Source organism: Curtobacterium sp. MCLR17_040, from assembly GCF_003234735.1.
Lineage (GTDB): Bacteria > Actinomycetota > Actinomycetes > Actinomycetales > Microbacteriaceae > Curtobacterium > Curtobacterium flaccumfaciens.
This window is the reverse complement of the sequence record NZ_QKTE01000001.1, coordinates 195,483-222,358: the sequence shown is the minus strand read 5'-3', so window position 1 is coordinate 222,358 and position 26,876 is coordinate 195,483. Positions and strand designations below refer to the sequence as shown.

Sequence of the window (26,876 nt, the reverse complement as noted above, 5' to 3'; positions counted from 1 at the left end):
CGCTCGCCAGCACCTGCCCGTGCTGCCCATGATGGCCGGATGGAACACGTCGGGCCATCCGTTGGCCGCCCCGCTCCCCGTCCTCCGTCCACACGCCGCCGTGGCCTCACCGCCGCTGCCGTCACGGGCGTCGTGCTCGCGGCGATCCTGTCCGAGCACGCCCAGCCCCAGTCCGCACGCGGTACCACGCCGACGGCCACGACGACGCCGACGCTCCGACCCATCGGTGGGAGCGGTCTCTTCGGGCCCGACGAGCAGCCCGGGTTCACGGTCGCCGGTGTCGAGCGAGCGGCAGACGTCACCTGGCGGATCAACGACACCACGGGAACGATCGTCGACTCGGGGAATGGCCGGGCCGGCACCCGATCGGTCGAGGTGCACCCCACGAGCGCTCTCCCGTCCGGCACGTACCGATTGACCGTGCAGACGCCGGGGTCGACGTCCGCGTCGACCCGGTTCGTGCGCACCATCGCCGGTCCGGTCGGCTCCGACCCGTACTTCGGTCTCGGCGTCAACCCCGTGGCGAGCGCGCTGCCGTCACTCGCCGCACTCGGTGCCGGCAGCTACCGACAGGACCTGCAGTGGAGCGCGGTCGAGAAGGTCGCCGGCCGGTTCGACTTCACGGCGACGGACGCCCGCATCGACCCGATCGTGCGTGACATGGGTGTCAGCCCACTCTTCGTCCTCGATTACGGCAACGTCGCGTACACGAACGACCCGATGGCACCACCGGACGTCTCCAAACCCGCCCAGGCCGCCGCCTGGAAGCGCTACGTCAAGGAGACCGTGTCCCACATGCGGGACCGGCACCCGAACACCGATCTGTCCTACGAGGTCTGGAACGAGTGGACGAACAACCACGGTTCGCTGCCCGCGACGCCCGCCGCCTACATCGAGCTCGCACGGGTCACCGCACAGGTCATCCGTGCGACCGACCCGGCGGCGACGATCGTCGGGCCGACCCAGAACTCGGTGTCCGACGACGAGCGCGCCTGGATCGGCGAGTGGTTCCGCCTCGGCGGCGCTGACCACGTGGACGCGGTCAGCGTCCACCCCTACAACAACCCGTGGGGCCCCGAGCTCTGTGTCCCGACCAACCCGTGCATCGAGGACGCGCTCGCGTGGCTCCGGACGACGGCCGACCGGTACCCGCGCCCTGACGGCAGCGCCTTGCCGATCTGGATCACCGAGGTCGGGTGGCCGACGCAGTTCGCCGGACCGGGGTGGGTCCGACCGGAAGACCAGACCGCGTACATCCTGCGCACCTACGCCATCGCCGCGCAGTACGGCGTCGAGCGACTGTTCCTGTTCGAGATGGCCGAGCCCGCCCTGGCGAACGGCACCGCACGGACGTTCGGACTGATCGGCAACGCCGACGGCGGCTACGAGCCGAAGACCTCCGCCGCGGCCTGGGCGACCATGCAGCGGGTCCTCGCCGGCAAGCGGTACGTGGCAGAGCACCGGATCGGTCCGGTCCGCCACATGCGGTTCACCTCGCCGGACGGCAAGCACCACGCCCGGGTCGTCTGGCAGTCGGAGGCACAGCACCTGTCGACGCCCGTGCGCGTCTCACTTCGCGGAACAGGGCGGATCGTCGAACCCACCGGGTCCGAGAAGACCGTGCGGGGCACCGCCGGGAAGCTCGACATGTCCGCGAAGTGGATCCCGCGGTTCGTCGTCTGGGACGAGTGACTCGAAGCGGCCCCGCGGTGCACCTGGTGCGCTGCGGGGCCGCTCGTGTCACCCGTGCTGCGGCGTCGTGGTCCGGTCGAACGCGTGGTGCACGCCGTGGTCGTCCGTGCCGTGCCACCCCTGCCACCGGCCACGGAGCTGTGCCTGTTGGAACCGGGTCGCATCGTGGTCCCGCTTGACCCGTGCCACGAGGACGGCCGCCATCGACCGGGTGACCCAGTAGGCCGCCTGGCCGCGGAGCCGGTGCTTCCGGAGCACTCGGCCGAACCCCCGGTTGTACCGCAGCACCTTGGCCAGGGTCTCGTCCGTCATACCGTCGTGCCGGAAGTCGCCGTGCCGCACGGTCACGTCCGGCATGTAGGCGATGTGGGCACCGCGACGGAGTGCACGGATGACGAGGTCGTTCTCCTCGCCGGAGCCGAACGGCGTCGCCGAACCGGTCCCGAGGGCGACGTCGAAGAGTCCGTGCCGCTCGAGCAGATCGCGTCGCAGGAAGATGCCTGCAGCGACGATCGTCCGGGGAACCCGCCAGCTCGTGACCCGGCATGCCCGTCGGTGCCAGCGGAGCATCGTGCCACTGTCGTCACTCGCACGGCAGGGGATGGCTGCCCCGTCGAGGTTCCGGTCGTCCATCCGCTCGGACAGGAGTTCGAGGACACCGTCGTCGAACCAGCAGTCGTCGTCGGGGAACGCCACGATGTCCCCACGGATCGTGGCGAGCCCGCGGTTCCGGCCGCGGCTGACCCCACGGACGACGGGCTCGTGCACGTGTTCTGCGTGACCGGCCTCGATCAGGTCCCGGAGGAGCGGCAGCGCGTCGGGCGTCGGGCGCTGCTCGACCACGGTCACGAAGACCGGCAGTCGTGTTCGGCGGATCGAGTCGAGGCACCGCTCGATGTGTTCCGGCGAGCGGATCGTCGAGATGACCAGGTGGAACCGGTGGTCGGACCCTGCGACGGCGTTCACACCGACACCGTGTTCATCGTCAGCAGGTCCGTCGTCGAGCGCGTCCCCGACTTCCAGCCGAGCAGCTCGCCCCTGATCCGCTGCAATCGGTCCTGCAGTTCGCCGACCCGGTCGGCGATGCCCGAACGCTCCTGTTCTGCCGCGCGCATGGCGTCGACCAGGTCGTCCGCCGAGTGGCCCACCGTGACGGGGGCGGCACGGCCGGTGACGCTCGACCAGAAGTCGTCGCACTTCGAGGCGTAGGACAGCGGGACCGTCGCGATGCCGAGCGACACTGCGGCGACCGCGCCGTGCAGCCGTTCCGACACCACGAGGTCGCAGCTGCCGATCGCGGCCATCGTGGCCGCGACGTCCGTGTAGGCGTGGACGACCGACGACGTCGTCAGGCGGTCCGACAGGTGACGTGCCGCGTCCTGGTCGGCTGCCGACAGGGCGAACGCGACCACCTCGGTGGCACCGACGTCGCGTGCGTGTTCGTCGACGGCCGCGGCGACGGTGTCGATGTCGAAGCGGGAGTGGGGATCGGACCCGAGGCTCACGCCGATCCGCGGAGCAGCTCGAGCGGGGCGGGGCACGTGCTGAACGAGCGGGTAGAGCAGCGCCGGGTCACCGCTGATGTCGACGGGCATCAGGTGTGCGGAGACCTCGTCCTGGGTGAGGGGACCGCGAACGCCGGCGATGTGCAGCCGCTCGAGCGTGCGCCAGGCCTCCCAGCGTTGTTGCTGCCGCGCCAGGGAGTACGTGTCCGATGCCGACGCGGCACCGAGGCCCACACCGATCAGGCCGTCCGCGCCGAAGTTGCGGATCGCCAGCCGTGCATGCTCTGCCCACGACGCGAACCCGACGGACGTCCCACCGCCGAGCAGGACGACCCGTTCCGCGCCGAGGGTGCGGAGCCGGTCGAGCCCGAATCGTGGCGCCGATCGGAGGTAGTCGCGTGCGTTGAGCGGCGCCTGGACCGTGAGGGGGTCGTCGAGTGCAGCGCGCCAGGTCTCGTACAGCAGGTCGTCGCCGAAGTTGGCGTTGCCCTGCCAGCCGAGGTAGACGAGGGAACGGCGTGCGGGCGGCTTCATCAGTGGTCCTCCGGGGTGCGGCGAGCTCGCGACGATCGACGAGGGCTCTCGCTGACCGGCGCCGACGGCTCGTAGTTGTAGTAGGTCTTCGCGCGGCGCTGCACCGGCAGGCGGTTCACGACGAGGCCGAGCAGGCGGGCGCCGACCTGGGTCACGGTCCGTTCTGCAGCGGTGAAGTCGGCGCGTCTGGTCCGCCCGTCCACGCTCACCACGAGCAGGACACCGCTGCAGATCGTGCCCAGCACAGCGGGGTCGGTGACCGGGAGCATCGGAGGGGCGTCGACGATCACGTACTCGAAGCGGGACTCGAGTTCGCGGACCAGTTCGACCATGCGGCTCGAACTCAGGAGTTCACTCGGGTTCGGGGGAACGCGCCCCGCTGCGAGGACGTGGAGGGGCGTGTCCGCGCCGACCTGTTGGACGGCGTCGTCGAGGGCGACCTGCCGGGTGAGCACGGTGGAGAGTCCGACGCGGCTCTCGATGCCCAGGTAGGTGCCGGTGGTCGGTCGTCGGAGGTCGGCATCGACGAGGACGACGCGCGACCCGTTCTGGGCGAGCATGAGCGCGAGGTTCACGGCGGTGGATGACTTCCCCTCGCCCGGCGTCGCGCTGGTCACGACGATGCTCTGCGCGTCCCCGTCGAGGTTCGTGTAGGTCAGGTGGGTCCGGAGCTGGCGGAACGCCTCGGCTCGCGTGCTGTAGCGGTTGCCGAACGAGACGAGTGGTTCCTTCACGACCGAGTCGTCGAGTGCGAACTCACCCAGCACGCTCGCCTGGGTCAGCCGGCGCAGTGCTTCGAACGAGCGGAGGCGGGTGTCGAGGACCTCGCGGAGGACGGCTTGGGCGATGCCGAGGGCGAGGCCGGCGAGCACACCGATCGCGATGTTGACGGCCAGGCGGGGCGAGAACGGTGTGCTCGGAGCGGTCGCGGGCTGGAAGACGCTGAGGTGCACGAGGCCGGTGGTGGCGGCCCCCTCGTTCTCGACCTGTTCGACCACTTTCACCAGCTGAGCCGTGACGGCGTTCGCGATGGCGGCGGCCTGCGACGGAGATCCGTCGGTGGCGCTGATCGAGATGAGCACGGTGTCGCGCTTCGACTCCGCCGTCACCACCCGCGAGAGGCCGCCACCACCCGGCAGACCGAGCTGCTTCGCGGCCTGTCCGAGCACCTGGGGTGTGACCGCGAGCGCCTCGTAGGACTTGACGCGCGCGGCCGAGAAGGTGTTGGCCTGGCTGAGGTCGGTGACCGAGTCCCCGCCTGCCACGGACACGAACACCTCGCTCGTCGCACGGTACTGCGGCGCTTGGACCGCGGAGAAGGCCGCCGCGAGCCCGGTTGCGAGCAGCAGCACCGCAGCGATGGAGATCCAGCGGTGCCGGAGCACGTCGATGAACTGCGCGAGTGTCATCCGAGCCTTTCCTTCGGGTTTCGATGTGTGATACTCATAGTAGTTGATATGAAATATTACGCAACCAAGTGGAGGAAGCCCGGATGACCGTCCTCGGAGCCGTGCTCCTCGTCGCGCTCGGCGTCGGACTGACGGTGCGTCGTGAGTGGTTGCCGGTGATCATCGGGGCGGCCGCCGGGTTGCCGTACTCCGCGGGCGTCGTCGTCGGGGGGAACGGCGTGCCGCTGTTCACCGTCGCGGCAGCAGCCAGCGCCTGCGCACTCCTCGGGACGCGTCGGCTGGGGACGTCGCACTGGACTGCGAACGCGTTCGCCGTCTTCCTCGGTTGGACGACGGTGATCACCGCGCTGGCTCCGTGGATGTTCGGCGGCATCCGGGTCCTCGTCTCGCGCGGGGGAGTCGATCACCAGGTGGCCGACCCCGGTGTACTCGCCTACACCGTGAGCAACGGCGCACAGCTCGCCTACCTGCTCCTCGCCGCCTGCTGCGCGCTCTACCTGGTGCGCGTGCGGGGCGCCGTCCTCGCGGTCGGTGTCGCGCTGGTGGTGGGGACGGTGACGACGAGCATCCGGGGCTTCCTCCTCCTGTTCCGAGCGGACGTGACGGCTCCCGTCTTCGACACCCTGCCGAACGTCGCGTACGCCTGGACCACGACGGAGGACCGGTTGCGCGGGGTCTTCAGTGAACCGAGCGAGCTCGCCGCGTTCTCCTTGCCCGCGGTCGCGTTCTTCGTCGTTGCGGCGCTGCGCTCGACGGGCCGGGCCCGGTTCCTCTGGTCCGCGGCAGCTGCCCTCGCGTGCTCCAACCTGCTGCAGGCGTCGTCGGGCACTGCCGTCGTCGCATCCGCCGTCGTGATCGGTTTGGGCATCGTCGTACTGGCCGTCCGGTACGTCGTCCGCGGTGGTGTCGGCACCCCGTGGCTCGTCATCGGCGTGCTCACCGTGGCCGTGGTCGCCCTCGTCGCCGGTGACCACCTGCTCGCGCCGATCCGGGAACTCGTCGTCGACAAGGTGGACAGCAAGTCGTACGACTCCCGGACCGGGGCGGACACGTTCAGCTGGGGCGTCCTCGCGGACACGCTCGGGATGGGCGCCGGCATCGGCAGCAGCCGGCCGTCGTCGTTCGGCATGTCCCTGTTGTCCACCGTCGGCATCCCGGGCACCGCGGCGTTCGCGGCACTCGTCCTGGGCATTATCGCCAACGCGATCCGGCGTCCGGGCACGGTCGCGGCGGCCACGGCACTCGTCGCGTTGCTCGTCGCCAAGGTCGTCGGGACGCCCGACTTCTCGACCCCGGTCCTCTGGGTCCTGATCGCGGCCTGCGCGACCCCGACGTGGGTTCCGACCGCCGTCCCCGCCCTCCGGCCCACGATTCCCACCCTCCGGCCCACCGTCCCCGCACTGACAGGAACTCGATCGTGATCGCCATCCTCATCGTCTGCGAAGGGAACGTCTGTCGTTCCCCCTACGTCGAACGCGTGCTCCAGGCCCGCCTGGACGCTGTCGCCCCAGGAGCGTTCCAGGTGTCGAGCGCGGGGACCGCCGCCGAGCAAGGGGCAGCAATGTTCCCGCGCTCGTCCGACGCCGTCCTGCGCCACGGAGCCGACCCCTCCGGCTTCGCAGGGACGCCCCTGACGGCACGCGTGCTCGACGGCCCCGCGCTCGTCCTCACCCTGGAACGCCAGCACCGTGCCGCGGTCCTCGACCTCGCTCCCGCGCTGTTGCGGCGGACGTTCACGCTGCGCGAGTTCGAGCGGCTCGTCCGTCCGCTCCTCGATCAGGACGCCGTCGGCGCGGGGTTCTGGGACGACTTCCCCAGATTGGTCGCAGGTTCACGACTCGGCACCGCCCCCACCGACCCAGAGGCGGACGACATCACCGACCCGGTCCGCGGAGACGACGCCGATCACGCCCGGATGTGCGCGCTGGCCGACGAGGCGATCGACGCCGTCGTCGCCTGTGCCGCACGAGCGACGGAAGGAGCTCGCGATGCGCGGACTGCTCGTGCATGAGTGGATCGAAGCGGTCGGCGGCGCCGAACGTGTCCTCGACGCCATGGCGGACGAGTACCCGGACGCCGACCTCTTCGGCCTCTGGAACGACGCCCCGGGCCGGTACCCCGGCCGGAGGGTGATCGAGAGCGCCCTCGCGCCGACGCCGCTGCGGGGGCGCAAGGCCCTGTCTGTCCCGTTCCTCCCCGCGCTCTGGTCGCACGGGCTGCGCGACCTCGGGCTGTACGACTGGGCGCTCGTCAGTTCGCACCTGTTCGCACACCAGGCCCGTGTGCCCGGGGTCGATCCCGAGCGCCAGTTCACCTACGTGCACACGCCCGCGCGGTACCTCTGGAACCCGGAGCTCGATGCCCGCGGCACGTCCGTCGCCGCACGGCTCGCGGGCCCCGCGCTCCGCGCAGTGGACCGCCGTCGGGGTGGGGCGCTCCGGCACGTCGCTGCCAACAGCCGCTTCGTGCAGCAGCGCATCCGCGCGAGCTGGGACGTCGACGCGGTCGTGATCCACCCACCCGTCGGGGTCGAACGGCTCACCGCTGTCGACGACTGGGCACGGGAGCTCGACGACTGCGAGCGTGCCCTGCTCGAGTCGTTGCCCGCGGGATTCCTGCTCGGGGCCTCCCGGTTCGTGCCGTACAAGCGACTCGAGGTGGTGATCGAGGCCGGCCGGGCATCTGCGCGACCGGTGGTGCTCGCCGGAGACGGACCCGACCTCGAACGGCTCCGGGCGCTCGCCGCGGACTCGGACGTCGACGTCCGCATCGTCGTCCGGCCGTCCGACGCGCTTCTGGCGGCGCTACTGCAGCGTGCGGCCGTCTACGTGTTCCCGCCGGTGGAGGACTTCGGCATCATGCCGGTCGAGGCCATGGCGCTCGGCACGCCGGTCGTCGTGAACGCTCTCGGCGGCGCGTGCGACTCGGTGGAGCCCGACCGGAGCGGCGTCGTCCTGCACGACTTCGCCCCGTCGACGCTGCGGTCGGCCGTCGAAGCGGCGGCGGCACTCGACGGTGCGGACTGCCGAGAGCGGGCCGACACGTTCTCCACCACGCGCTTCCGGCGCGAGATCGGTGCGTGGACCGGGATCCCGAGCGCCGTCCGTTCCTGACGCGCGCCGGCCAGGAGGCCCACCCTCCGTCGCCGGGTCGACCCGCGACAGGCGACGCGCACGTGCAGTGCCGCCGTCCGGCGTCAGCGGGCGGTCGCCACCAGGATCGCCTCGAGCTGCGCGACGACGCGGGGGAGATCGAACCGTCTGGCGGTCCGACGGCCGTTGTCGGCGAGCCGGCCCCGGGCCTCCTGGTCGTCTGCCAGTCGCACCATGGCGGACGCGAGCGCTGCAACGTCACCGGGCGAGACGAGGAGACCGTCCCGGTCGTCGGTGATGATCTCGGCGGGGCCACCCGCGTCGCTGGCGATCACGGCCCGGCCCAGCGCCATCGCCTCGATGACGACCTGGCCGAACGGCTCTGCGCGTGTGCTGGCGTGGACGACGACGTCACATGCGGCCATCTCGGCGGCGACGTCGTGCTGGTGCCCACGGAAGTCGACGGAGTCGCGGACGCCGAGGTCGGACGCGAGTGTGTGCAGCGCCCGGGCGAACGCGTCGTCAGCGCCGAACAGCGGTGCGCCCACGAGACGGAGTCGTGCGTCGGGGTCGAGACCGGCTGCGCGGGCGGCCGCGAAGGCGCGGAGGACGACGTCCTGCCCCTTCCACGGCGTGAGGCGTCCGACCATGCCGATCGTGAACGCCGAAGCGGTGTGCGGCGCTGCTTCCGCCGGGACGGACACGGGGCAGGCGACGACGGCGACGGGCCGGGGCAGGCGACCGAGCGACCCGGCCGTGGTCCGGGAGTTCGCGATCACCGTGTGGGGGAGGACCGCGAACGCGAGCCGGAGCAACGCTGCGTTCGCTCGCGACGACCCATCGGCACCGGCGAGGTCGTGTGCATGGGCGACCACGGGGATCCCGGCCCGCCGTCCGGCGAGTCCACCCCAGATGTGCGCCTTCGCCGAGTGGGTCGTCAGCACGTCGACGCAGAGGGTGCCCAGGACGCGGGTGAGTTCGTGGGTGGCGCGGAGTGTGCTCACCGTCTTCTCGACGAGCCCCGCACCCGTGGCGGCGGTGTGATTCCGGACGGTCGCATCGAGGGGCACGACCTGACAGCGCACCCCGGAGTCAGCGAGGAGTCGTTCGAGCGGGCCGTGTTCACCGAGGATCACGATCGGTTCGATCCTCGTGCACGCCGCCGTCACGCGGGCGACCAGCAGTTCTGCCCCGGAGAGGGCTGCGGAGTGGCTGAGGAAGGCCGCCCGAGGCAACCGATCAGTTGTCATGCATTCAGCATATCAAGTATTGTATAGAAGGTGACATACAAATGTCCTCGGGTCCACTGTCGCGCCCGACATCTCCCGCTCCAGATCGGAACACACCATGGCCCTGAGCTCTCATCCCCCCGTCCGCCGCTTGCTCGTCACCGGACTCACCGTCGTCGGCATCCTCGCTGCAGTGACCGCGTGCTCCGGCACCGGCGACGACAAGTCGAGCCCGAAGCCGAGTGCAAGCGCGACGGCCAAGGCCGACAAGCAGGTCTTCTCCAACCCGCCCGCCGACATCGAGAAGGTCCAGGCCGGGTGCAAGGACGGCAAGGCCGTCGTCGACCAGGCCAACAAGGACGTCACCGTCGGGGACTGCGCGTCGGTGGAGATCACCGCGGGCAACGCGGTCGTCCACCTCGGGAACGTCGAGGAACTCGTCGTCTCCGGTTCCATCAACGACATCGCCGCGAAGCAGGTCGGCTCGGTGCGGGTGACCACCGACGGCAACCGCCTGACGAGCGACAACGAGCCGAAGATCAGCGACGACGGCGAGGACAACGTGTTCCGCACGCGCTGATCGTCACGCACGCAGAACGACGAATGCCGCCGGCCCGAGGCCGGCGGCATTCGTCGTTCTGTCCTGCTGTTCTCCTCGAGCATCGCGGTTGACGCACGGGAACGGGCGCCCCTCCTGGTGGAGGGGCGCCCGTCACATGGTGCTGGTGGTGTTACCGGATGACGTTGATGGTGCGCTGGTCAGCAGGGCCGTTGAGGTTGCCCTTGGTGATCTGCTTGGTGAACAGCGTGTACGCCTGCGGGGTGAGGGTGCGCTCGACGGAGATCGTCCAGGCGCCCTGACCGTTCACCGTTGCGGAGCCGAGGCGGCTGACGGTGCCGTTCAGGACGACCTTGGCTCCCGGGGCACCGGTTCCCGTGAAGACGACCTGGTCGCCGCGGAGGGTCCCGCCGTTGCCGGGGGTCTCGATGACGAGGTCCGCGGGCGTGCCGTAGTCGAGCGTCGCGGTCTTGGGCGCCGAGACCGTGCCGTTGACCGTCTGGGTGACGGTGAACGTGCGGACGCCGGCGACGGTGGCCGGGATCGTGACGGAGTACTTCCCGTCGACGGCCTTGACGCTCTCGATGACCGTCGTGCCTTCGCGGACGATGACGTCTGCCCCGGTCTGGGCATTGCCCGAGACGACGGCGTTCTGCTCGACGTCCTGCGCGAAGACCCCGTTGGCCGTCAGTGCCGTGATCTGCTCGTTGCGGACGGTGACGGTGATGTTGTCGCGCTGGGTGAGGCCGCCCTTGCTGGTCTGGAGTGCGTGGAGGGCGTAGACCGCCGGGTTGAGCTGGCGGGAGACGTCGACGGTCCAGGCGCCGTCGGTGATCTTGGTGTCACCGATGGAGGAGGTGTTGCCGCGCATGTCGAGCTTGGCGCCGGTGGCTCCGGTGCCGGTGAAGCGGATGGAGCCGTTGGTGACGGTGTCGCCGTTGGCCGGGGTCTGGATGACCGGGGCTGCGGGGTTGCCGTAGTCGAGGGAACGGTCCAGTGGTGCGGAGACCTGGCCTCGGACGGTCTGGGTGACGGTGAAGTCGTTGACGCCGAAGTGGGCCTTGTTCGCGGGAATCGTGATCGTGTAGCGGCCGTTGGTGGCGACGGCGGTGCCGATGGTGTCGCCGTTGCTGTCCTTCACGGTGACGGTTGCGCCGGGGTTGGCGGAGCCGGTCATCGTCGCGGGCAGGTTCTCGTCCGTGGTGTTGAACGCGGCGGTCGCGGTCAGCGGAGCAACCGGAGCCTCGTTGCGGACGGTGACGGTGATGTTGTCGCGCTGGGTGAGGCCGCCCTTGCTGGTCTGGAGTGCGTGGAGGGCGTAGACCGCCGGGTTGAGCTGGCGGGAGACGTCGACGGTCCAGGCGCCGTCGGTGATCTTGGTGTCACCGATGGAGGAGGTGTTGCCGCGCATGTCGAGCTTGGCGCCGGTGGCTCCGGTGCCGGTGAAGCGGATGGAGCCGTTGGTGACGGTGTCGCCGTTGGCCGGGGTCTGGATGACCGGGGCTGCGGGGTTGCCGTAGTCGAGGGAACGGTCCAGTGGTGCGGAGACCTGGCCTCGGACGGTCTGGGTGACGGTGAAGTCGTTGACGCCGAAGTGGGCCTTGTTCGCGGGGATCGTGATCGTGTAGCGGCCGTTGGTGGCGACGGCGGTGCCGATGGTGTCGCCGTTGCTGTCCTTCACGGTGACGGTTGCGCCGGGGTTGGCGGAGCCGGTCATCGTCGCGGGCAGGTTCTCGTCCGTGGTGTTGAACGCGGCGGTCGCGGTCAGCGGAGCAACCGGAGCAACCGGGGCCTCGTCGGTGATCGTGATCGTGATCGGTGCCTGCGTCGTGAGGCCACCCTTGGTGGTCTGCACGGCGCGCAGGTTGTAGACGTTGTTCGACAGGTCGATCGTCACCGGTGCGTTCCAGGTGCCGTCGGCGACGGTACCGGTCGCGATGGCTCGGACGGAACCGCGGACATCGATACGAGCGCCGTTGTCACCCGTGCCGGTGAAGGTCAGGCCGTTCTTCTGGACCGTCGAGCCGTTCGCCGGGCTGGTGATGCGGATCGGTGCCGGCGTGCCGTAGTCGAGCGAGACGTCCTTCGCGGGCGAGGTCGTGTCGTTCTTCGTCTGGGTGACGGCGAAGTCGTTGACGCCGGTGTGGGCGAACGACGGCGGGACCGGGATGGAGTACTTGCCGTCGACGGCCTCGGTGCGGCCGACCTCGTTGCCGAGGCTGTCCTTGACGATCACGGTCGCGCCGGTGGTGGCGTCGCCGGAGATCGTGGCGGGCTTGGTGACGTCGTCATCGAACGCGCCGACCGCGGTGAGCTCGGTCGTGAGCGGGTTCGTCGCGACCGTGAAGGAGACCTTCTCGGTGCTCGGCGCCCCGGCGAGCGGGGTCTGGGTCACGTCGAACTCGTAGGAGCCGTCCGCGAGGTCGGCGGCTGCGGGAACGCTCCAGGCGCCGTCCTCGACGACGGTGGTCGCGATGAGGTTGTCGTCGGCGTCGCGGATCTCGATCGTGGCGCCCTCGTCGCCGGTACCCGAGAACACCGGGCGCTTGGAGTCGACCGTTGAGTCGTCGGCCGGGGTGGTGACGACGAGTGCATCGGGTGCCGGAACCTCGGCGTCCGTCACGGTCGTGGTGGTCTTGCCCTGTGCGCGGAAGTCGTTCGTGCTGCTCGTTCCGCTGAAGTCGAACTCCATGGCGCTCTGGGTCTCCGGTGCATCTGTCGCAGCGGTGACGTCGATCATGAATCGGTACTGCTGGTTCGTCGGGCGCTCGCTGGCCCAGTCCACGTCGAACGTGAGGGTCGTGTTGTCGTTCGACAGGCGACCGTTCGAGAGCGGGATGGACGTGGAAGCGTTCCACGCGGTGTTGCCGACGCGACGCCACGAGCCCTGGACGGTGTCCTGCTCGGAGAAGGTCGCTCCGTCCGGAGCGGTCAGCACGACCGTGCCCTTGGTGTCCGTGCGGGATTCGCGGTTCTCGACAACGAACGGCACCGCCGTGCTATCGCCGCGCTCGAGTTCGATCGGGCCCTGATCGACACCGACGAGCGTGCCACCTTCGACGATCTCGGGGGACACGGTGACGCGGTCGTGTTCGACGCCGTAGACCGTCTGGACCACGACGAGGTCGTTCTTGCCGCCCTGAAGATCGGAGACGGTGATCGACCACGCACCGGAAGTAGCATCTGCCTTTACTTCTTGAGTGCCGATCGACACCTTCGCGCCCGGGGTTGCAGTCCCCGAGATCTGGGCGCTCTTGCTGATGTTGTTCGTGTTCGACACGGATGCGGTCAACGGCTTCGCGAGCACCACCGGGGACAGGTTGCTCGTGATGGTCGTGAAGCTTGCGTTCCGCCCGAGGACGGCCTGAATCGTCGCGCCAGGAGTGAGGTTGGCACCCCAGTTCGACAGGTAGTTGTTGCTGGCCTTGAAGTTGGAGACGAGTGTCTTCGACCCGACCCCAGCGCCGCCAGCGACCCATGAGAACTGTTGAGCCTTGCGTCCGTCGCAGCGCTCAGATGTCACCTGGATCCCGCTGGTTGCGGTCATGCATAGGTCCGTGCCATCAGCCCGGATGGAGCCAGATGCGTCTGTGTTCGGCATGATCCAGGTGCCGGCGGCGGCACGCGCACTACTCGCCGACGAGACGTAGACGGCCGGAACAACCGATCCCGCTGCCTTTGGCGCCTTGTAACCCGTGTACCAGTTGCCCTGATTCACGTAGGAGATGACGAACTTGCCCCGGAGGCCAGTGACCTCGTTGGCCTGCGTCGAGCTGGCGCGGGAGTCGGGAGCGGCAGTGGCGGGAGCGGCACCGAAGGACAGGCCGGACACGATGGTGGCAGCGGCCAGCCCGGCCGCACCCATGGACTTGAGGGCAGTCGATGCCCTCTTCTTGTGAGACATGTGCATCTTTCAGGACAGGCCGCAGACAGCGGCTGTGCGGGAAGGGGCACGCCCGTCGACAGACTCCGACGGCGCATGTGTATTCAGAATATCACGTGAAATACCAACATACGAACGTGCTAGCAACCGGGCGCTCGGGCTGGGAGTTGAGTGGGATTGGCGCAGGTTTGCTCTCTCTGAAGTTGACTCCGGCCGACTCAGGAGTAGAGTTGAGCCCATCGGACGCAAGTCCAACGACTTACCCCTAAGTAAGAGGAGCAACACATGGGACGTGCAGTAGGCATCGACCTCGGAACCACCAACTCCGTCGTCGCAGTTCTCGAAGGTGGCGAGCCCACCGTCATCGCCAACGCCGAGGGCATGCGCACGACGCCCTCGATCGTGGCGTTCACCAAGGACGGCGAGGTCCTGGTCGGCGAGACCGCCAAGCGCCAGGCCGTGACGAACGTCGACCGCACCATCGCGTCGGTCAAGCGTCACGTCGGCACCGACTGGACCACCGAGATCGACGGCAAGAAGTACACGCCGCAGGAGATCTCGGCCCGCACCCTCGGCAAGCTCAAGCGCGACGCCGAGCAGTACCTCGGCGAGGACGTCACCGACGCGGTCATCACCGTGCCGGCGTACTTCAACGACGCCGAGCGCCAGGCCACGAAGGACGCCGGTGAGATCGCCGGCCTCAACGTCCTCCGCATCATCAACGAGCCGACCGCGGCCGCACTGGCCTACGGCCTCGACAAGGGCAAGGAAGACGAGCTCATCCTGGTCTTCGACCTCGGTGGCGGCACGTTCGACGTCTCCCTGCTCGAGGTGGGCAAGGACGACGACTTCTCGACGATCCAGGTCCGCGCGACCTCCGGTGACAACCGCCTCGGTGGCGACGACTGGGACCAGCGCATCGTCGACTACCTGGTCAAGAAGTTCAAGGACGAGCACGGCGTCGACCTGTCCACGGACAAGATCGCCAAGCAGCGCCTGAAGGAAGCGGCTGAGCAGGCCAAGAAGGAGCTGTCGTCGCAGATGTCGGCGAACATCCAGCTCCCGTACCTGACGCTCACCGCCGAGGGCCCGCTGAACCTGGACGAGACCATCTCGCGTGCACAGTTCGAGCAGATGACCTCCGACCTGCTCGACCGCACCAAGAAGCCGTTCAACGACGTCATCAAGCAAGCCGGTGTCTCGGTCAACGACATCGCCCACGTGGTGCTCGTCGGTGGCTCGACCCGCATGCCCGCCGTGGCCGAGGTCGTCAAGTCGCTGACCGGTGGCAAGTCCCCGAACCAGGGCGTCAACCCGGACGAGGTCGTCGCCGTCGGTGCTGCACTGCAGGCCGGTGTCCTGAAGGGCGAGCGCAAGGACGTCCTGCTCATCGACGTCACGCCGCTGTCGCTCGGCATCGAGACCAAGGGCGGCCTGATGACGAAGCTCATCGACCGCAACACCGCGATCCCGACCAAGCGGAGCGAGACCTTCACGACCGCTGACGACAACCAGCCGTCGGTCGCCATCCAGGTCTTCCAGGGTGAGCGCGAGTTCACCCGTGACAACAAGCCGCTCGGCACCTTCGAGCTCACCGGCATCGCACCGGCTCCCCGTGGCGTCCCGCAGGTCGAGGTCACCTTCGACATCGACGCCAACGGCATCGTGCACGTGTCCGCCAAGGACAAGGGCACCGGCAAGGAGCAGTCGATGGTCATCTCCGGCGGTTCGTCGCTGCCGAAGGAGGACATCGAGCGCATGGTCCGCGAGGCCGAGGAGCACGCAGCCGAGGACAAGGCCCGTCGCGAGGCCAACGAGCGTCGCAACCAGGCCGAGCAGCTCGTCTACTCGATCGAGAAGCTCATCAAGGAGAACGACGAGAAGCTCCCCGCGGACGTCAAGTCCGAGGTGCAGGCCGACGTCGACGCGCTCAAGTCCGCGCTCGCGGGCGAGGACGACGACGCCGTGAAGTCCGCCTTCGACAAGCTCAACGAGTCGCAGGGCAAGCTCGGCCAGGCCATCTACAGCCAGCAGGACGCAGCAGCCGGCACCGCCGGTGGCGAGCAGCCCGCGGGTGAGCAGCCGGCCGACGACGAGGACATCGTCGACGCCGAGGTCGTGGACGACGAGGACGACAAGGACAAGAAGTAACGATGACGGATCCCAAGGACAACGCGCCCAACGAGGACGAGCCCCAGGTCGAGGGCGACGCCACGAACGCTGCCGAGCCCGAGGACCTCATCGAGGCGGAGGGGCCCGACGTCGAAGTACCGACGGACGGCCCCGCCGCCGGGGGCCCGGCGGCCGATGCAGCGAACGACCTCTCCCCGGAGGACGAAGCGCTGCTCGCCGACGCCGCCCGCGGCATCGCCGAGGACAAGCTGAGCACCGAGGACCGCGACCTCGTCGCCGAGATGCGTGCGGACATGCTTCGTGCGCAGGCCGAGCTGGTGAACTTCCGGAAGCGCGTCGAGCGTGACCGTGAGGCCAACCGCGAGGTCGCCATCGCCGAAGTGGTGCGGGCCCTGCTGCCGGCGCTCGACGACCTCACCCGGGCCGAGGCCCACGGTGACCTCGCCGAGGGCCCGATGCAGGTCATCGGCCAGAAGATCCGCGGGGGCTTCGAGAAGTTCAAGCTCGTGCAGATCGGCGAGAAGGGCGAGGCGTTCGACCCGAACATCCACGAGGCGATCGTCCAGCTCCCCACCCCGGGTGCCACCGGACAGACCGTCGCGGACGTCGTCGAGCCGGGCTACAAGCTCGGTGAGCGGGTCCTCCGCGCGGCCAAGGTCGCGGTGGCGGTCCCGGCCTGAGCCGGGTCCCCACGGTGACGACAGAAGAAGGCAGGTGATCCATGGCCAGTCAGGATTGGTTCGACAAGGACTTCTACAAGGTCCTCGGCGTGTCCAAGGACGCCTCCGACGCCGAGCTGAAGAAGACGTACCGGAAGCTCGCGCGGCAGTTCCACCCGGACTCCAACCCGGGTGACGCCGCCGCCGAGAACCGCTTCAAGGAGATCAGTGAGGCGTACTCGGTGCTCTCCGACAAGGAGCAGCGCCAGGAGTACGACCAGGTCCGCGCCATGGGCTCCGGCGCTCGCTTCACGGCGGGCGGCGGGGGCCAGGGCGGGTTCGAGGACGTCTTCGGCGGGATGTTCGGGCAGCAGGGCGGTGGCGGACAGCGCGTCCGCTTCGGCCAGGGCGGCCCAGGCGGTGCCGGCGGTTTCGAGGACATCCTCGGCGGGATGTTCGGCGGGGGTGGTGGCTTCGGCCAGACCTCCGGCGGCTACCGCGGCTTCGGTGGGCCGACGAAGGGCCGCGACGTCACGGCGTCGACGACCCTCGACTTCACGACGGCCATCGCCGGTGACACCGTCAAGCTGTCGCAGGGCAACGGTCGACCGGTGAACGTCCGCATCCCCGCGGGTGTCGCCGACGGTCAGAAGATCCGTCTGCGTGGCCGCGGCGAGCCCTCGCCCGACGGTGGTGAGGCAGGTGACCTCGTGGTCGCCGTGTCGGTGCGGAAGCACCCGGTGTTCGAGCGCGACGGGCTCAACCTGCGCGTGGACGTCCCCGTGACGTTCACCGAGGCAGCGCTCGGCGCGACGATAGAGGTCCCGACGCTCGGTGGTTCGCCCGTGAAGCTCAAGGTCGCGCCCGGCACGCCGTCGGGTCGCGTCCTGCGTGTCAAGGGCCGCGGCGTCACGACGAAGAACGGCACCGGTGACCTGCTCGCGACCGTCCAGGTCGCGGTGCCGTCGCACCTGTCGGACAAGCAGCGCGAGGCCGTCGAAGCACTCGCGGCTGCGCTGCCCGACGAGAACCCCCGCGAGGACCTCCTCGCCAAGGCGCGCGACTAGCGCGCACGCAACCACAGCAGTAGACCGGTCTGGGCCCACGCCGCCGGTACCGGCCCGTCGCGAAGCGGCGGGCCGGCCGTGCCGGTGGGGAGAGGCCCGGCGCGGCTCCGTCAGGAAGCCGCACCGAGCCTCCAGGCTGGTTTTCACCCCACGCGGACGACGGAAAGGAACGCGCCATGACCGACATGGACGAGAACTCGCCCGTCTTCGCGATCGCGGTCGCTGCGGAGCTCGCCGAGATGCACCCGCAGACGCTGCGGCAGTACGACCGGCTCGGCCTGGTCGTGCCGGGCCGCACACGGGGTGGGTCGCGGCGGTACTCGATGCGCGATGTCGTGCAGTTGCGCGAGATCGCGCGCCTCGGCTCCGAGGGGGTGTCGCTGGAGGGGATCCGGCGGGTGCTCGACCTGGAGAACGAGAACAAGGCGCTGCGCGACCGGGTGCGCGAACTCGAGTCGGCGTTGGCCGACCAGCTCATCAACCGGCCCGGCGCGCGGGTCTTCGCCGCCACCGCGAGTGGTGCGGCGATCTCGCTCAAGGCGGGGTCGAGGCCGCAGCGGAACACGCAGATCGTGCTGTACCGCGGACCGCGCTGAGTGTCGGAGAACGACGACGGGCCCGACGCTTCAGAAGCGTCGGGCCCGTCGTCGTTCGTCAGCGTGTCGACGCGACTCCGACCGGGTACTCGAAGCCGGTGACGGCGCGCTTCGTGACGACGTTCGCGTTGCCGAAGTACTCCATCCGGCGCGGCTGTTCCCCGACGACCTTCAACGCGCCGGAAGGAGTCCGTTGCCAGAGGGTGCCTCGTTCATCGCAGGAGTTCGAGACGATCGTCCATCCGTTCGATGCGGGACCGAAAGCCTGCAGGCACTTGCCGTTCTCGAAGACGACCTTGCCCGTCTCGCCGATGGTCGGAGCGGAGACCGTGGCGGCGGACTCGGCGGCGGCGTCGAACGAGGGTGACAGGCCGGGGGCCATGACGACGGCACCGTCTGTGCGGAGATTGAAAGACATGTAGGAGTCGGCCTGTCGTTCCACGACGAGCTTGATCTGTTCGGACGGTCCGGAATCGTCAGGGCTGGCGGCGTGCGCCGCAGTCGGTGCTGCAGACATGAGTGCGGCAAGGGCAGCAGCCGCCGCGATGGCGGCGAGCGGCCGTGTCATTCGAAACGTATTCATACGTGAAATGTACCATGTTGCACGAATCCGCGCTCTCTGCCGCTACTCAATGGCGATGTCGCGCAGCTGCGCGACATCGCGCCTCGGCTCGGAAGAAGTGCCGTTGGAGGGCATGAGTGCCCGAGAACAACGAACGCCCCCGGTGACCATCTGGTCGCCGGGGGCGTTCTGTGGGCTGTGTGGCTTACTTGACGGTGAAGCGGACGGGGAGCTCGCTGGTGGCGTTGCCGGGGGTGGTCTGCTTCGCGGTGAGGGCGTAGCTGCCACGGCCGAGGTCGATGTTCGACGCCACGCTCCACTTGCCGTCGGCGCTGACCTCCGCGGTCGCGACGACGCGGGAGGTGCCACGGATCTCGATCGTCGAGCCGACCTGGCCGGTGCCGGTGAAGGTGGGGCGGGGCCCGGTGGCGGTGCCGTTCATCCCGGGGGACGTCACCGTCAACGGCGCTGCCGTGGCGGTGATGGAGAAGCGGACGGGGGCTTCGCTGGTGGCGTTGCCGGTGGTGGTCTGCTTCGCGGTGAGGGCGTAGCTGCCACGACCGAGGTCGATGTTCGACGGGGCGGTCCACTTGCCGTCGGTGTTGACCTTGGCGGTCGCGACGACGCGGGAGGTGCCGCGGATCTCGATCGTGGACCCGGCCTGGCCGGTGCCGGTGAAGGTGGGGCGGGGGCCGGTGGCGGTGCCGTTCATCGCGGGGGTCTCGACCACGATCGGTGCAACGGAGTCGTTCTCGGTGGTGAAGGCGATGTTGCGCATCACCGACGTGCGGCCGTCGGCGGTGGTCTGCGTGAACGTCAGGTCGTACCCGGCCGTGCTGGTCAGGTCGGCCGAAGCCTTCCACGTCCCCACGCCGGAGCGCGCACCGGTGACTGGCGTCTTGAAGAGTTCACGGCCGCGCTGATCGGTGGCGGTGATCGTCGCGCCGGCCTCGGCCGTCCCCTCGAACGCGTGAGCGCCGGGCGTGTAGGTGTTCTCGTCCGTGATGCCGTCGACCTGCAGGAGACGGGGGAGGGCCACGCGCTCCGACAGGGAGGAGAACCCCTGCCCGTCGAAGCCGAGGTTCGCGATCTCGAGCTGCTTGCCGGTCTCCTGCGCGCGGATGACGTAGCTCCAGAGGTCGTTGTGCGCGATGCCGTCGACGACGCGATCGCCGTCGAGGATCCAGAGGCCCGGCGCCCCGTCGGGTTCACCGACGACCTGGACCCGGCCGTCGGTGTGGACGAACACCGATCGCAGCGTCGGCTTCGGCACGGACGCGTCCGTCGGGAGCTGCGCGAGCGGGGCTGCGGTGCGGCTCGAGGGCGTCCCGTCCGCGGCCTTGGCGACGACGTAGACCGTCGAGCCGATGCGCTCCTGCGGGATCTGCGCGACGTAGCCGGTCTGGGCGAGGGTCGCGTCGGCGATCGTCGCTCCCGATTCGTCTTCGACGACGACCGAGTCGACGGAGTCCGCGTGCTTGCCGGTCAGCACGAACGAGCCGTCCAGCCGTCGTTCCGTGGTCTCGAGGGTGGGTGCGGCCGGGGCGTCGCTCGCGGACGGTGCGAACCGGACGTCGCGCAGCTCGTTGGTCCGACCGTCGGGCGTCGTCTGCGTGAGGGTGATCACGTGGTCGGCGTCGGCGAGGTCGGCGTCGGCGCTCCACGAGCCACTGCCGTTCCGAGCGTTGCTGACGTCGGTCGTGAACAGGGTGTCACCGGACGCGGTGTCCTTCGCGACGATCGTGGCTCCTGCGGTCGCACTGCCGGCGAAGTGGGTCGTGCCCGGCGTGAACGTGTTCTGCTCCTGCAGCCCGTCGATGCGGATGCTCCGCGGCATCGGGACCCGCTCGCCGCGGGTCTGCGTGCCGTCCGCGGCGGTGTGGACCCGGATCACCTCGAGCCCGGCGTCCTGGTGACGGTCCTGCACGTTCAGGAAGAACAGGCCGCCTCCCGTCGAGCGGTCGTAGGCGGTGTTGCCGATGACGAGCCAGACGTCGTCGCCGCCGGCGTCCCCGGCGACGGTGCGGGACCCGTACGGCGTGCTCCAGTCCTGGTAGAACTTCGGAGCTGTCAGCGCGGGGTCGACGGGGATCGAGTCGAAGTCGGGATTGTCCTCCTGCACGGTGGAGCCCGCCGATGCCGCGGGAGTGGTGGTGGCAGCGGTGGCGACGGCGGGCGTCAGCACGCCGAAGCCGAGGGAAGCGGTGAGGACACCGCAGACGACTGCGGCGCTCCGGAACGAGGTGGATGCCATGGGGGGCTCCTTCTGGTGGGGGGATTCCCAGTGTATTGACATGTGAAATACATAGCCTGTTGATATCGCGAGTGCGATCACCACTCGCTCCGGTGCGGGCCGCCGCCGGGTACGCTGACGCGGTGCCAGACTTCGCCGACCTCTTCCGCCGACGCGACGACGACGCGCCCGACCTCATCGCGATCGACGGCACCGACCGCTTCCTGCTCGACGAAGCCCCGCACGTGCACGGCGACGCGCTCCGGCAGCCCGGCGAGGTCGCGGTCGTCGACGACCGGTACGGGGTGCTGACGCTCGGCCTCATCACGCAGTACGGCGCGAGCGACATCCGCGTCGTGCAGGACTCCCTGGTGGGGGAGCGGGCGCTCGAGGCCAACGCCGGCACGTTCGGGCTGCGCGGCTACCACCACCCCGACTCGCTCGAGGACGCGTTCCGCGACGTGCGGCTCGTGGTGCTGCGGCTGTCGAAGTCGCACGATCGCCTCGACGAGATCGCCCGCGCCGTCGCCCGGTTCGCCGCGCCCGACGTGGTGCTGCTCTGCGGCGGCAACGTGAAGTACATGCACGTGACGCAGAACGACGTGCTCCGGCGCTCGTTCGGCGAGGTCACGGCATCACGAGGCCGTGGCAAGTCGCGACTGCTCATCGCGCAGGACCCGCTCCGCGCACAGGCGAACCGCGCCGCCACGACGAACCCCTGGCCCCGGTCGGTGCACGTCGACGACCTCGGCATGACCCTGGTCGCCCACGGGGGTGTGTTCGCCGGGACGTCGCTCGACCAGGGCACGCGGGTGCTGCTCGACGCGATGGACCAGGCGGTCCCGACCGCGCGCACGATCGTGGACCTGGGGAGCGGCAACGGCGTGATCGCGGCTGCAGTCGCTCGTCGGCGACCGTCGGTGCGGGTGATCGCCACCGACGTGTCCCGCATCGCGGTCGAGTCGACGCGCGCGACGGCGGAGGCCAACGGCGTGGCCGACCGGGTGACGGTGCTGCGGACCGACGCGGGCGACGAGCTCGCCGAGGGGTCCGCACAGCTCGTGCTCTGCAACCCGCCGTTCCACGCGGACACCACGGTGACCACGGACACGGCCGAGGCGATGTTCCGGAACGCGGCCACGATCCTCCAGGCCGGCGGTGAACTGTGGTGCGTCTGGAACACGCACCTGCGCTACCGGCCGGTGCTCTCGCGCCTGGTCGGTCCGACCCGTGAGGTCGTCCGGACCCCGAAGTTCACGGTGACGGCCTCGGTCGCGACCAACCGCTGACCGGCCACGGACGGCGAGAGCCGCCCGGGCTGACCCGGACGGCTCTCGCGACGTGGTGCGGTGGGGGACCGATCAGGCCGGCACGTAGTCGAACGTGTCGGGGTCGGGGCCCGTGCGGTGACCCTTGTCGAGGGCGGTGATGTCCGTCATGTCCTCGTCCGAGAGCTCGAAGTCGAAGATCGCGAAGTTCTCCTCGACGCGGGCACGCGTGACCGACTTCGGGAACACGATGTCGCCGCGCTGGATGTGCCAGCGGAGGACGACCTGGGCCGGGGACTTGCCGACCGACGCGGCGACGCGGGTGATGGTCTCGTCGTCGAGGACGAGGCCCTGCGCGATCGGGGACCAGGCCTCGGTCGCGATGCCGAGCTCGCGGTTCACGGCGCGGAGGTCGTCCTGCGCGAGGTACGGGTGCACCTCGATCTGGTTGACCGACGGCGGGACGTCGGTCTCGGCACGCAGGCGGTGCAGGTGGTGCGCCTGGAAGTTCGAGACACCGATCGAGCGGGCGGTGCCGGCGTGGTACAGCTCCTCGAGGGCCTTCCACGTCGGGACGAAGTCCGAGACGGTGGGCAGCGGCCAGTGGATGAGGAACAGGTCGGTGTAGCCGCCGAGCAGGTCGGCCGACTTCTTGCCGTTCTCCAGCGCCGCCTCGGGGGCGTGGAAGCCGTTGTTGAGCTTGGAGGTGACGAAGATCTCGGAACGGTCGATGCCGGACTCGGCGATCGCCTCGCCGACCTCCTTCTCGTTGCCGTACATCTCGGCGGTGTCGATGTGGCGGTAGCCGACCTCGAGCGCGGCCAGTGTGGCGGCCTTCGTCTCGGAGGGGTCGATCTGGAAGACACCGAAGCCGAGCTGCGGGATGGTCTTGCCGTCGTTCAGGGTGATGTTCGGAACGGTCATGGTGTCATGCAACCAAACGCCCCTCAGCGCCCATTCCACCAACACCCAGGAACGGCGACCCCGGGCGTGCCGTTCACGCGAGCGCGGCCGTGATGTACGCCTGGAGGGCCTGGCCGTACGCGATCGCCGGCACCTCGGACGCGAAGCTGCGGTCGGCCCCGCCGATCGTCGCCGTCACGGTGAAGACCACGCGACCGCCGACCTGCACGCGGGTCAGTCCGATGAACGACGGCCCGAGCAGTTCGCGCAGCTGGTCCTCACGGGGGAGCCAGAGCGACTCGGTGGCGGTGACCGAGTCGAGCGCCCACTCGGTGGTGCCGTTGAAGCCGAGGATCGTGCCGGTGGGGGAATCGTGCCGTTCGACGGTCATCTCGGACACCGTGTAGACGTCGTCGTCGATGCCGGGCTTGTCGATCACGAACCGGTCCCCGGTCTCGGGGTGCCAGCGGAGGCCGGCGTCACGGAGGGACCTGGCGAGTTCGACGGTGATCACGTTCCCACCTTGCCCGCGCGACCCGCCCCTGTCACCACCTAGGTTGCCGAAAGCATCCCGTACTAGCATCGCCGAGCACCCCTCGCGCGAGCGCAACCCGTTCGTGCGCGCGACGTGACGACGCCCGGGCAACCGGTGCCGAGCCTCCAGGCCGTGGGAACGGGCCGCGGGTCGGACCGCCGGTCGGCGTCCCCGACCGAGGCTGACGGACACCCTGCCGCCGAAGAGAAGGACCCGCATGACCCTCGAACGCGAGGAACTCCGCGACGACTGGACCGTGACGATGGCCGGAGGAACCGGTGCGCCGGACGGCGTCGCGGGCCGCACCATCCCGGCGACGGTGCCGGGCCAGGTCCACACCGACCTGGAGCGGGAGGGCCTGCTGCCGGACCCGACGTTCCACCTGAACGAGCAGGCCGCGAAGTGGGTCGGCCGCGCCGACTGGGCCTACCGCCGCACGGTCGACGTCGACCCGCGGGGCCACGAGCGCGTCGACCTCGTCTGCGACGGCCTGGACACGGTCGCGGAGCTCAGTCTGGACGGCGTCGTCGTGGGCACGACCCGCAACATGCACCGCCGGTACCGGTTCGACGCCCGCGTGCAGACGGGGTCGGGCGGCACCACGAAGGACCTCGAGATCCTGTTCGAGTCGCCCTACCGCGAGGCCGGTCGGGTCGCCGCGAAGGCCGGCAGCATGCCCGGTCCGTACGACGAGCCGTTCCCGTACGTCCGCAAGATGGCGTCGAACTTCGGCTGGGACTGGGGTCTGACGGCGGTCACAAGCGGCCCCTGGCGGCCGGTCGCGATCGAGCGCTGGTCGACTGCGCGCCTGCGCGAGGTCCGCCCGCTCGTGGACGTCGAAGCCGGCGAGGGCGTGCTCGACGCGCACATCACCGTCGAGCGCTCGGGCATGAACGACCTGGACCAGGACGGCGAGGACGACGACCTCGTGCTCGTCGTCACCGTGAGCGGCGAGACCGAGGACGGCGGCACCACGCGCCAGCGGTCCCGCGCGCAGCTGACCCCGAAGGACGACGAGACCGTCGTCACCGTGCGCGTGCCCGAGGCGCGGCGCTGGTGGCCGCGCGGCTACGGCGCGCAGCCGCAGTACGACGTCGTGGTCGAGCTGCAGACCGTCGACGGCGAGGTGCTCGACCGCGACACGTTCCGCACCGGGTTCCGGTCCACCCGCATCGAGACCCAGGTCGACGGCATCGGCCGCCCCTTCGCCGTGCACGTCAACGGCACGCTCATCGACGTCCGGGGCGTCAACTGGATCCCCGACGACGTCATCGTCTCGCGCGTCGACCGTGCCCGACTCGAGTCTCGGCTGGGTGCCGCGGCCTCGCTCGGCACGAACCTTGTGCGCGTCTGGGGCGGCGGAGTGTACGAATCGCGCGACTTCTACGAGGTCTGCGACGAACTCGGTCTGCTCGTCTGGCAGGACTTCCCGTTCGCGTGCTCGGCCTACCCGGAGGTCGAGCCGATCCGCAGCGAGGTCATCGCCGAGGCGCGCGACAACGTCGCCCGGCTCGCCCGCCACCCCTCGCTGGTGGTCTGGAACGGCAACAACGAGAACATCTGGCTGCACGACGCCGACGGCTGGGGTGCGGAGCTGGGCGATCGTGGCTGGGGACTCGACTACTACCTCGACCTGCTGCCGACCATCGTCGACGCGGTCGACCCGTCGCGCTTCTACACGGTCGCGTCGCCGTGGTCCGGCTCCGAGTCGCTGCCCGCGAACGAGGTCGACCACGAGACGCACCACTCGTGGGACGTCTGGAACCGGCTGCCCGACACCGCCTACCGCGAGTCGGTGCCGCGCTTCGTGTCGGAGTTCGGCTGGCAGGCGCCGCCCGCCTGGCGCACGCTGCGCGAGGCGGTCACGGACGCGCCGCTGCGGGTCGACTCGCCCGGTGTGGTCCACCACCAGAAGGCGGCGGACGGGATGGCCAAGCTGGCCCGCGGGCTGGAGCCGCGCTTCGGCGCGGTCGACCCGGCCGCGTTCGACGCGTGGCACTACCTGACGCAGCTGCAGCAGGCGCGGGCGATCGCGACCGGCATCGAGCACTGGCGCACGCACTGGCCGCGCAACACCGGCGTGGTGGTGTGGCAGCTGAACGACCTGTGGCCGGTGTCGTCGTGGTCGGCGATCGACTCTGCGGGGCGCCTGAAGCCGCTGGCGCACGAGCTGCGCCGCCTGTACGACGACGTGCTGCTGACGATCCGTCCGGTGTCGTCGGTGGCGGTGACGCCGGGTGCGGCCGGTACCGCGGGTGCGTCGGGCGCGGTCGCCGCGTCAGGTGCGTCGGGTGCGTCGGGACCGTCGGGACCGTCGGGTGCGGAGCGGACTGGAGGCCCGGATCACCCGGGTGCGTCCCCTGCGGTCGGCGAGACGGCCGACCTGGGCGAGCTCGCGGACACGCTTTCGCTGGGCGTCTCACCCGGTGCGTTCGGGTCCTCGCCCGTCGAGGTGGCCGTCCGGTCGACCCGCACCGGGCACGACAGCGTGGTGCGGGTGCGCCGGATCACCACGGCCGGCACGATCCTGGCCGAGGCGTCGCTGCCGGTCCGGCTGTCGTCGGCCGGCGTCGCGGTCGTCGCCCTGCCCGAGTCGGTCGGTGTCGTCGACGACCCGGCCAACGAGCTCATCATCGCGGACATGGACTGGCGCCGCGCGGTCTGGACCCCTGGTCCCGACGCCGCGATGCGGTGGGAGCCCGCGCGCTACCGGACCTCGTTCGCGGTGGTCGACGGTGGCCTGGACCTGACCGTCGAGGCCGACTCGCTCGTCCGCGACCTGCTGGTGCAGCCGGACCGGGTCGCGGCCGACGGCACGGTCGACCGCGGGTTCATGACGCTGCTGCCCGACGAGCGGGTGGTGTTCCGGCTCGGCGGTGTGACCGAGGCCGACATCCCGGCGCTCCGTGAGGCGCCGGTGCTGTGGAGCCTGGACCGCGCGCTCGTCCGTTGATATGCAGAACGACACGGTGATATATTCAAGGGTGCGCCGCTCGTTGTCGTGACCTAAGCGACTC

20 protein-coding genes are annotated in these 26,876 nt (G+C 69.9%); 11 read left to right on the top strand and 9 right to left on the bottom strand.

Annotation, left to right across the window (positions count from 1 at the left end; genetic code table 11):
- Window positions 1-39: 39 nt before the first annotated feature.
- Window positions 40-1,692, top strand: coding sequence for a glycosyl hydrolase (locus DEJ01_RS01030; protein WP_181438322.1), 1,653 nt, complete (start codon window positions 40-42; stop codon window positions 1,690-1,692).
- Between the two features lie 48 nt (window positions 1,693-1,740).
- Here DEJ01_RS01030 and DEJ01_RS01025 read toward each other — a convergent pair whose 3' ends face one another.
- The 3 genes from DEJ01_RS01025 to DEJ01_RS01015 are packed head-to-tail and all read right to left on the bottom strand — an operon-like array spanning window position 1,741 to window position 5,140.
- Window positions 1,741-2,658: a glycosyltransferase family 2 protein gene (locus DEJ01_RS01025; RefSeq protein WP_181438321.1), complete on the bottom strand. Its 918-nt coding sequence runs from the start codon at window positions 2,656-2,658 to the stop codon at window positions 1,741-1,743.
- On the bottom strand, window positions 2,655-3,731 hold the full coding sequence (locus tag DEJ01_RS01020) for a polysaccharide pyruvyl transferase family protein (RefSeq protein WP_111091977.1): 1,077 nt from the start codon (window positions 3,729-3,731) through the stop codon (window positions 2,655-2,657). The genes DEJ01_RS01025 and DEJ01_RS01020 overlap by 4 nt, the downstream gene beginning before the upstream one ends.
- Window positions 3,731-5,140: a polysaccharide biosynthesis tyrosine autokinase gene (locus DEJ01_RS01015; protein WP_111053876.1), complete on the bottom strand. Its 1,410-nt coding sequence runs from the start codon at window positions 5,138-5,140 to the stop codon at window positions 3,731-3,733. The genes DEJ01_RS01020 and DEJ01_RS01015 overlap by 1 nt, the downstream gene beginning before the upstream one ends.
- 83 nt (window positions 5,141-5,223) lie before the next feature.
- On the opposite strand from DEJ01_RS01015, the gene DEJ01_RS18005 reads away from it, so the two are divergent.
- From DEJ01_RS18005 to DEJ01_RS01005, 3 genes are read left to right on the top strand one after another with little or no spacing between them, the layout of a single operon-like run.
- The gene (locus DEJ01_RS18005) at window positions 5,224-6,561 is read left to right on the top strand and encodes a hypothetical protein (protein WP_181438320.1); all 1,338 of its coding nucleotides are present in this window, start codon (window positions 5,224-5,226) and stop codon (window positions 6,559-6,561) included.
- On the top strand, window positions 6,558-7,151 hold the full coding sequence (locus DEJ01_RS18000; protein WP_181438319.1) for a low molecular weight phosphatase family protein: 594 nt from the start codon (window positions 6,558-6,560) through the stop codon (window positions 7,149-7,151). The genes DEJ01_RS18005 and DEJ01_RS18000 overlap by 4 nt, the downstream gene beginning before the upstream one ends.
- Window positions 7,129-8,253 (top strand): glycosyltransferase, encoded by a 1,125-nt coding sequence (locus DEJ01_RS01005; protein ID WP_258375615.1) that lies wholly within the window; start codon window positions 7,129-7,131, stop codon window positions 8,251-8,253. Before DEJ01_RS18000 ends, DEJ01_RS01005 begins: the two co-directional genes overlap by 23 nt.
- Window positions 8,254-8,336: 83 nt before the next feature.
- Here the strand turns inward: DEJ01_RS01005 and DEJ01_RS01000 are convergent, their stop codons facing one another.
- Entirely contained in the window at window positions 8,337-9,482 is a 1,146-nt protein-coding gene (locus tag DEJ01_RS01000) for a glycosyltransferase (RefSeq protein WP_111091974.1), read from the bottom strand.
- 97 nt (window positions 9,483-9,579) lie between these two features.
- Here DEJ01_RS01000 and DEJ01_RS00995 point away from each other — a divergent pair, with 97 nt between their 5' ends.
- Window positions 9,580-10,041, top strand: coding sequence for a DUF3060 domain-containing protein (locus DEJ01_RS00995; protein ID WP_111039423.1), 462 nt, complete (start codon window positions 9,580-9,582; stop codon window positions 10,039-10,041).
- A gap of 151 nt (window positions 10,042-10,192) precedes the next feature.
- Here the strand turns inward: DEJ01_RS00995 and DEJ01_RS00990 are convergent, their stop codons facing one another.
- A complete protein-coding gene (locus DEJ01_RS00990; RefSeq protein ID WP_181438318.1) occupies window positions 10,193-13,924 on the bottom strand; it encodes an Ig-like domain-containing protein in 3,732 nt (1,243 codons plus the stop codon).
- Between the two features lie 264 nt (window positions 13,925-14,188).
- Between DEJ01_RS00990 and dnaK the strand changes: the two genes are divergently transcribed.
- The 4 genes from dnaK to DEJ01_RS00970 all read left to right on the top strand — a co-directional run bounded on the left by dnaK (window position 14,189) and on the right by DEJ01_RS00970 (window position 18,358).
- The gene (gene dnaK / locus DEJ01_RS00985; RefSeq protein ID WP_111091972.1) at window positions 14,189-16,054 is read left to right on the top strand and encodes a molecular chaperone DnaK; all 1,866 of its coding nucleotides are present in this window, start codon (window positions 14,189-14,191) and stop codon (window positions 16,052-16,054) included.
- Between the two features lie 2 nt (window positions 16,055-16,056).
- Window positions 16,057-16,716 carry a nucleotide exchange factor GrpE gene (locus tag DEJ01_RS00980; RefSeq protein WP_083404289.1) on the top strand — a complete coding sequence of 220 codons (660 nt, stop codon included), beginning with the start codon at window positions 16,057-16,059 and terminating at the stop codon, window positions 16,714-16,716.
- A 41-nt stretch (window positions 16,717-16,757) separates the two neighbouring features.
- The gene (locus DEJ01_RS00975) at window positions 16,758-17,762 is read left to right on the top strand and encodes a DnaJ C-terminal domain-containing protein (protein ID WP_017886377.1); all 1,005 of its coding nucleotides are present in this window, start codon (window positions 16,758-16,760) and stop codon (window positions 17,760-17,762) included.
- Window positions 17,763-17,947: 185 nt separating this feature from the next.
- Window positions 17,948-18,358, top strand: a complete 411-nt coding sequence (locus tag DEJ01_RS00970) for a heat shock protein transcriptional repressor HspR (RefSeq protein ID WP_027464889.1) — start codon at window positions 17,948-17,950, stop codon at window positions 18,356-18,358.
- Between the two features lie 58 nt (window positions 18,359-18,416).
- On the opposite strand, the gene DEJ01_RS00965 is transcribed toward DEJ01_RS00970, so the two are convergent.
- Window positions 18,417-18,926 (bottom strand): hypothetical protein, encoded by a 510-nt coding sequence (locus DEJ01_RS00965; RefSeq protein ID WP_111091971.1) that lies wholly within the window; start codon window positions 18,924-18,926, stop codon window positions 18,417-18,419.
- A 199-nt stretch (window positions 18,927-19,125) separates the two neighbouring features.
- A complete protein-coding gene (locus DEJ01_RS00960; protein ID WP_146247537.1) occupies window positions 19,126-21,174 on the bottom strand; it encodes an Ig-like domain-containing protein in 2,049 nt (682 codons plus the stop codon).
- Between the two features lie 122 nt (window positions 21,175-21,296).
- On the opposite strand from DEJ01_RS00960, the gene DEJ01_RS00955 reads away from it, so the two are divergent.
- On the top strand, window positions 21,297-22,442 hold the full coding sequence (locus DEJ01_RS00955; RefSeq protein ID WP_258375614.1) for a class I SAM-dependent methyltransferase: 1,146 nt from the start codon (window positions 21,297-21,299) through the stop codon (window positions 22,440-22,442).
- A 72-nt stretch (window positions 22,443-22,514) separates the two neighbouring features.
- On the opposite strand, the gene DEJ01_RS00950 is transcribed toward DEJ01_RS00955, so the two are convergent.
- A complete protein-coding gene (locus tag DEJ01_RS00950; RefSeq protein WP_111091968.1) occupies window positions 22,515-23,345 on the bottom strand; it encodes an aldo/keto reductase in 831 nt (276 codons plus the stop codon).
- Window positions 23,346-23,418: 73 nt separating this feature from the next.
- A complete protein-coding gene (locus DEJ01_RS00945; protein WP_027464885.1) occupies window positions 23,419-23,838 on the bottom strand; it encodes a hypothetical protein in 420 nt (139 codons plus the stop codon).
- Between the two features lie 238 nt (window positions 23,839-24,076).
- On the opposite strand from DEJ01_RS00945, the gene DEJ01_RS00940 reads away from it, so the two are divergent.
- Window positions 24,077-26,812: a glycoside hydrolase family 2 protein gene (locus DEJ01_RS00940; protein WP_111091967.1), complete on the top strand. Its 2,736-nt coding sequence runs from the start codon at window positions 24,077-24,079 to the stop codon at window positions 26,810-26,812.
- The last annotated feature ends 64 nt before the right edge of the window (window positions 26,813-26,876 follow it).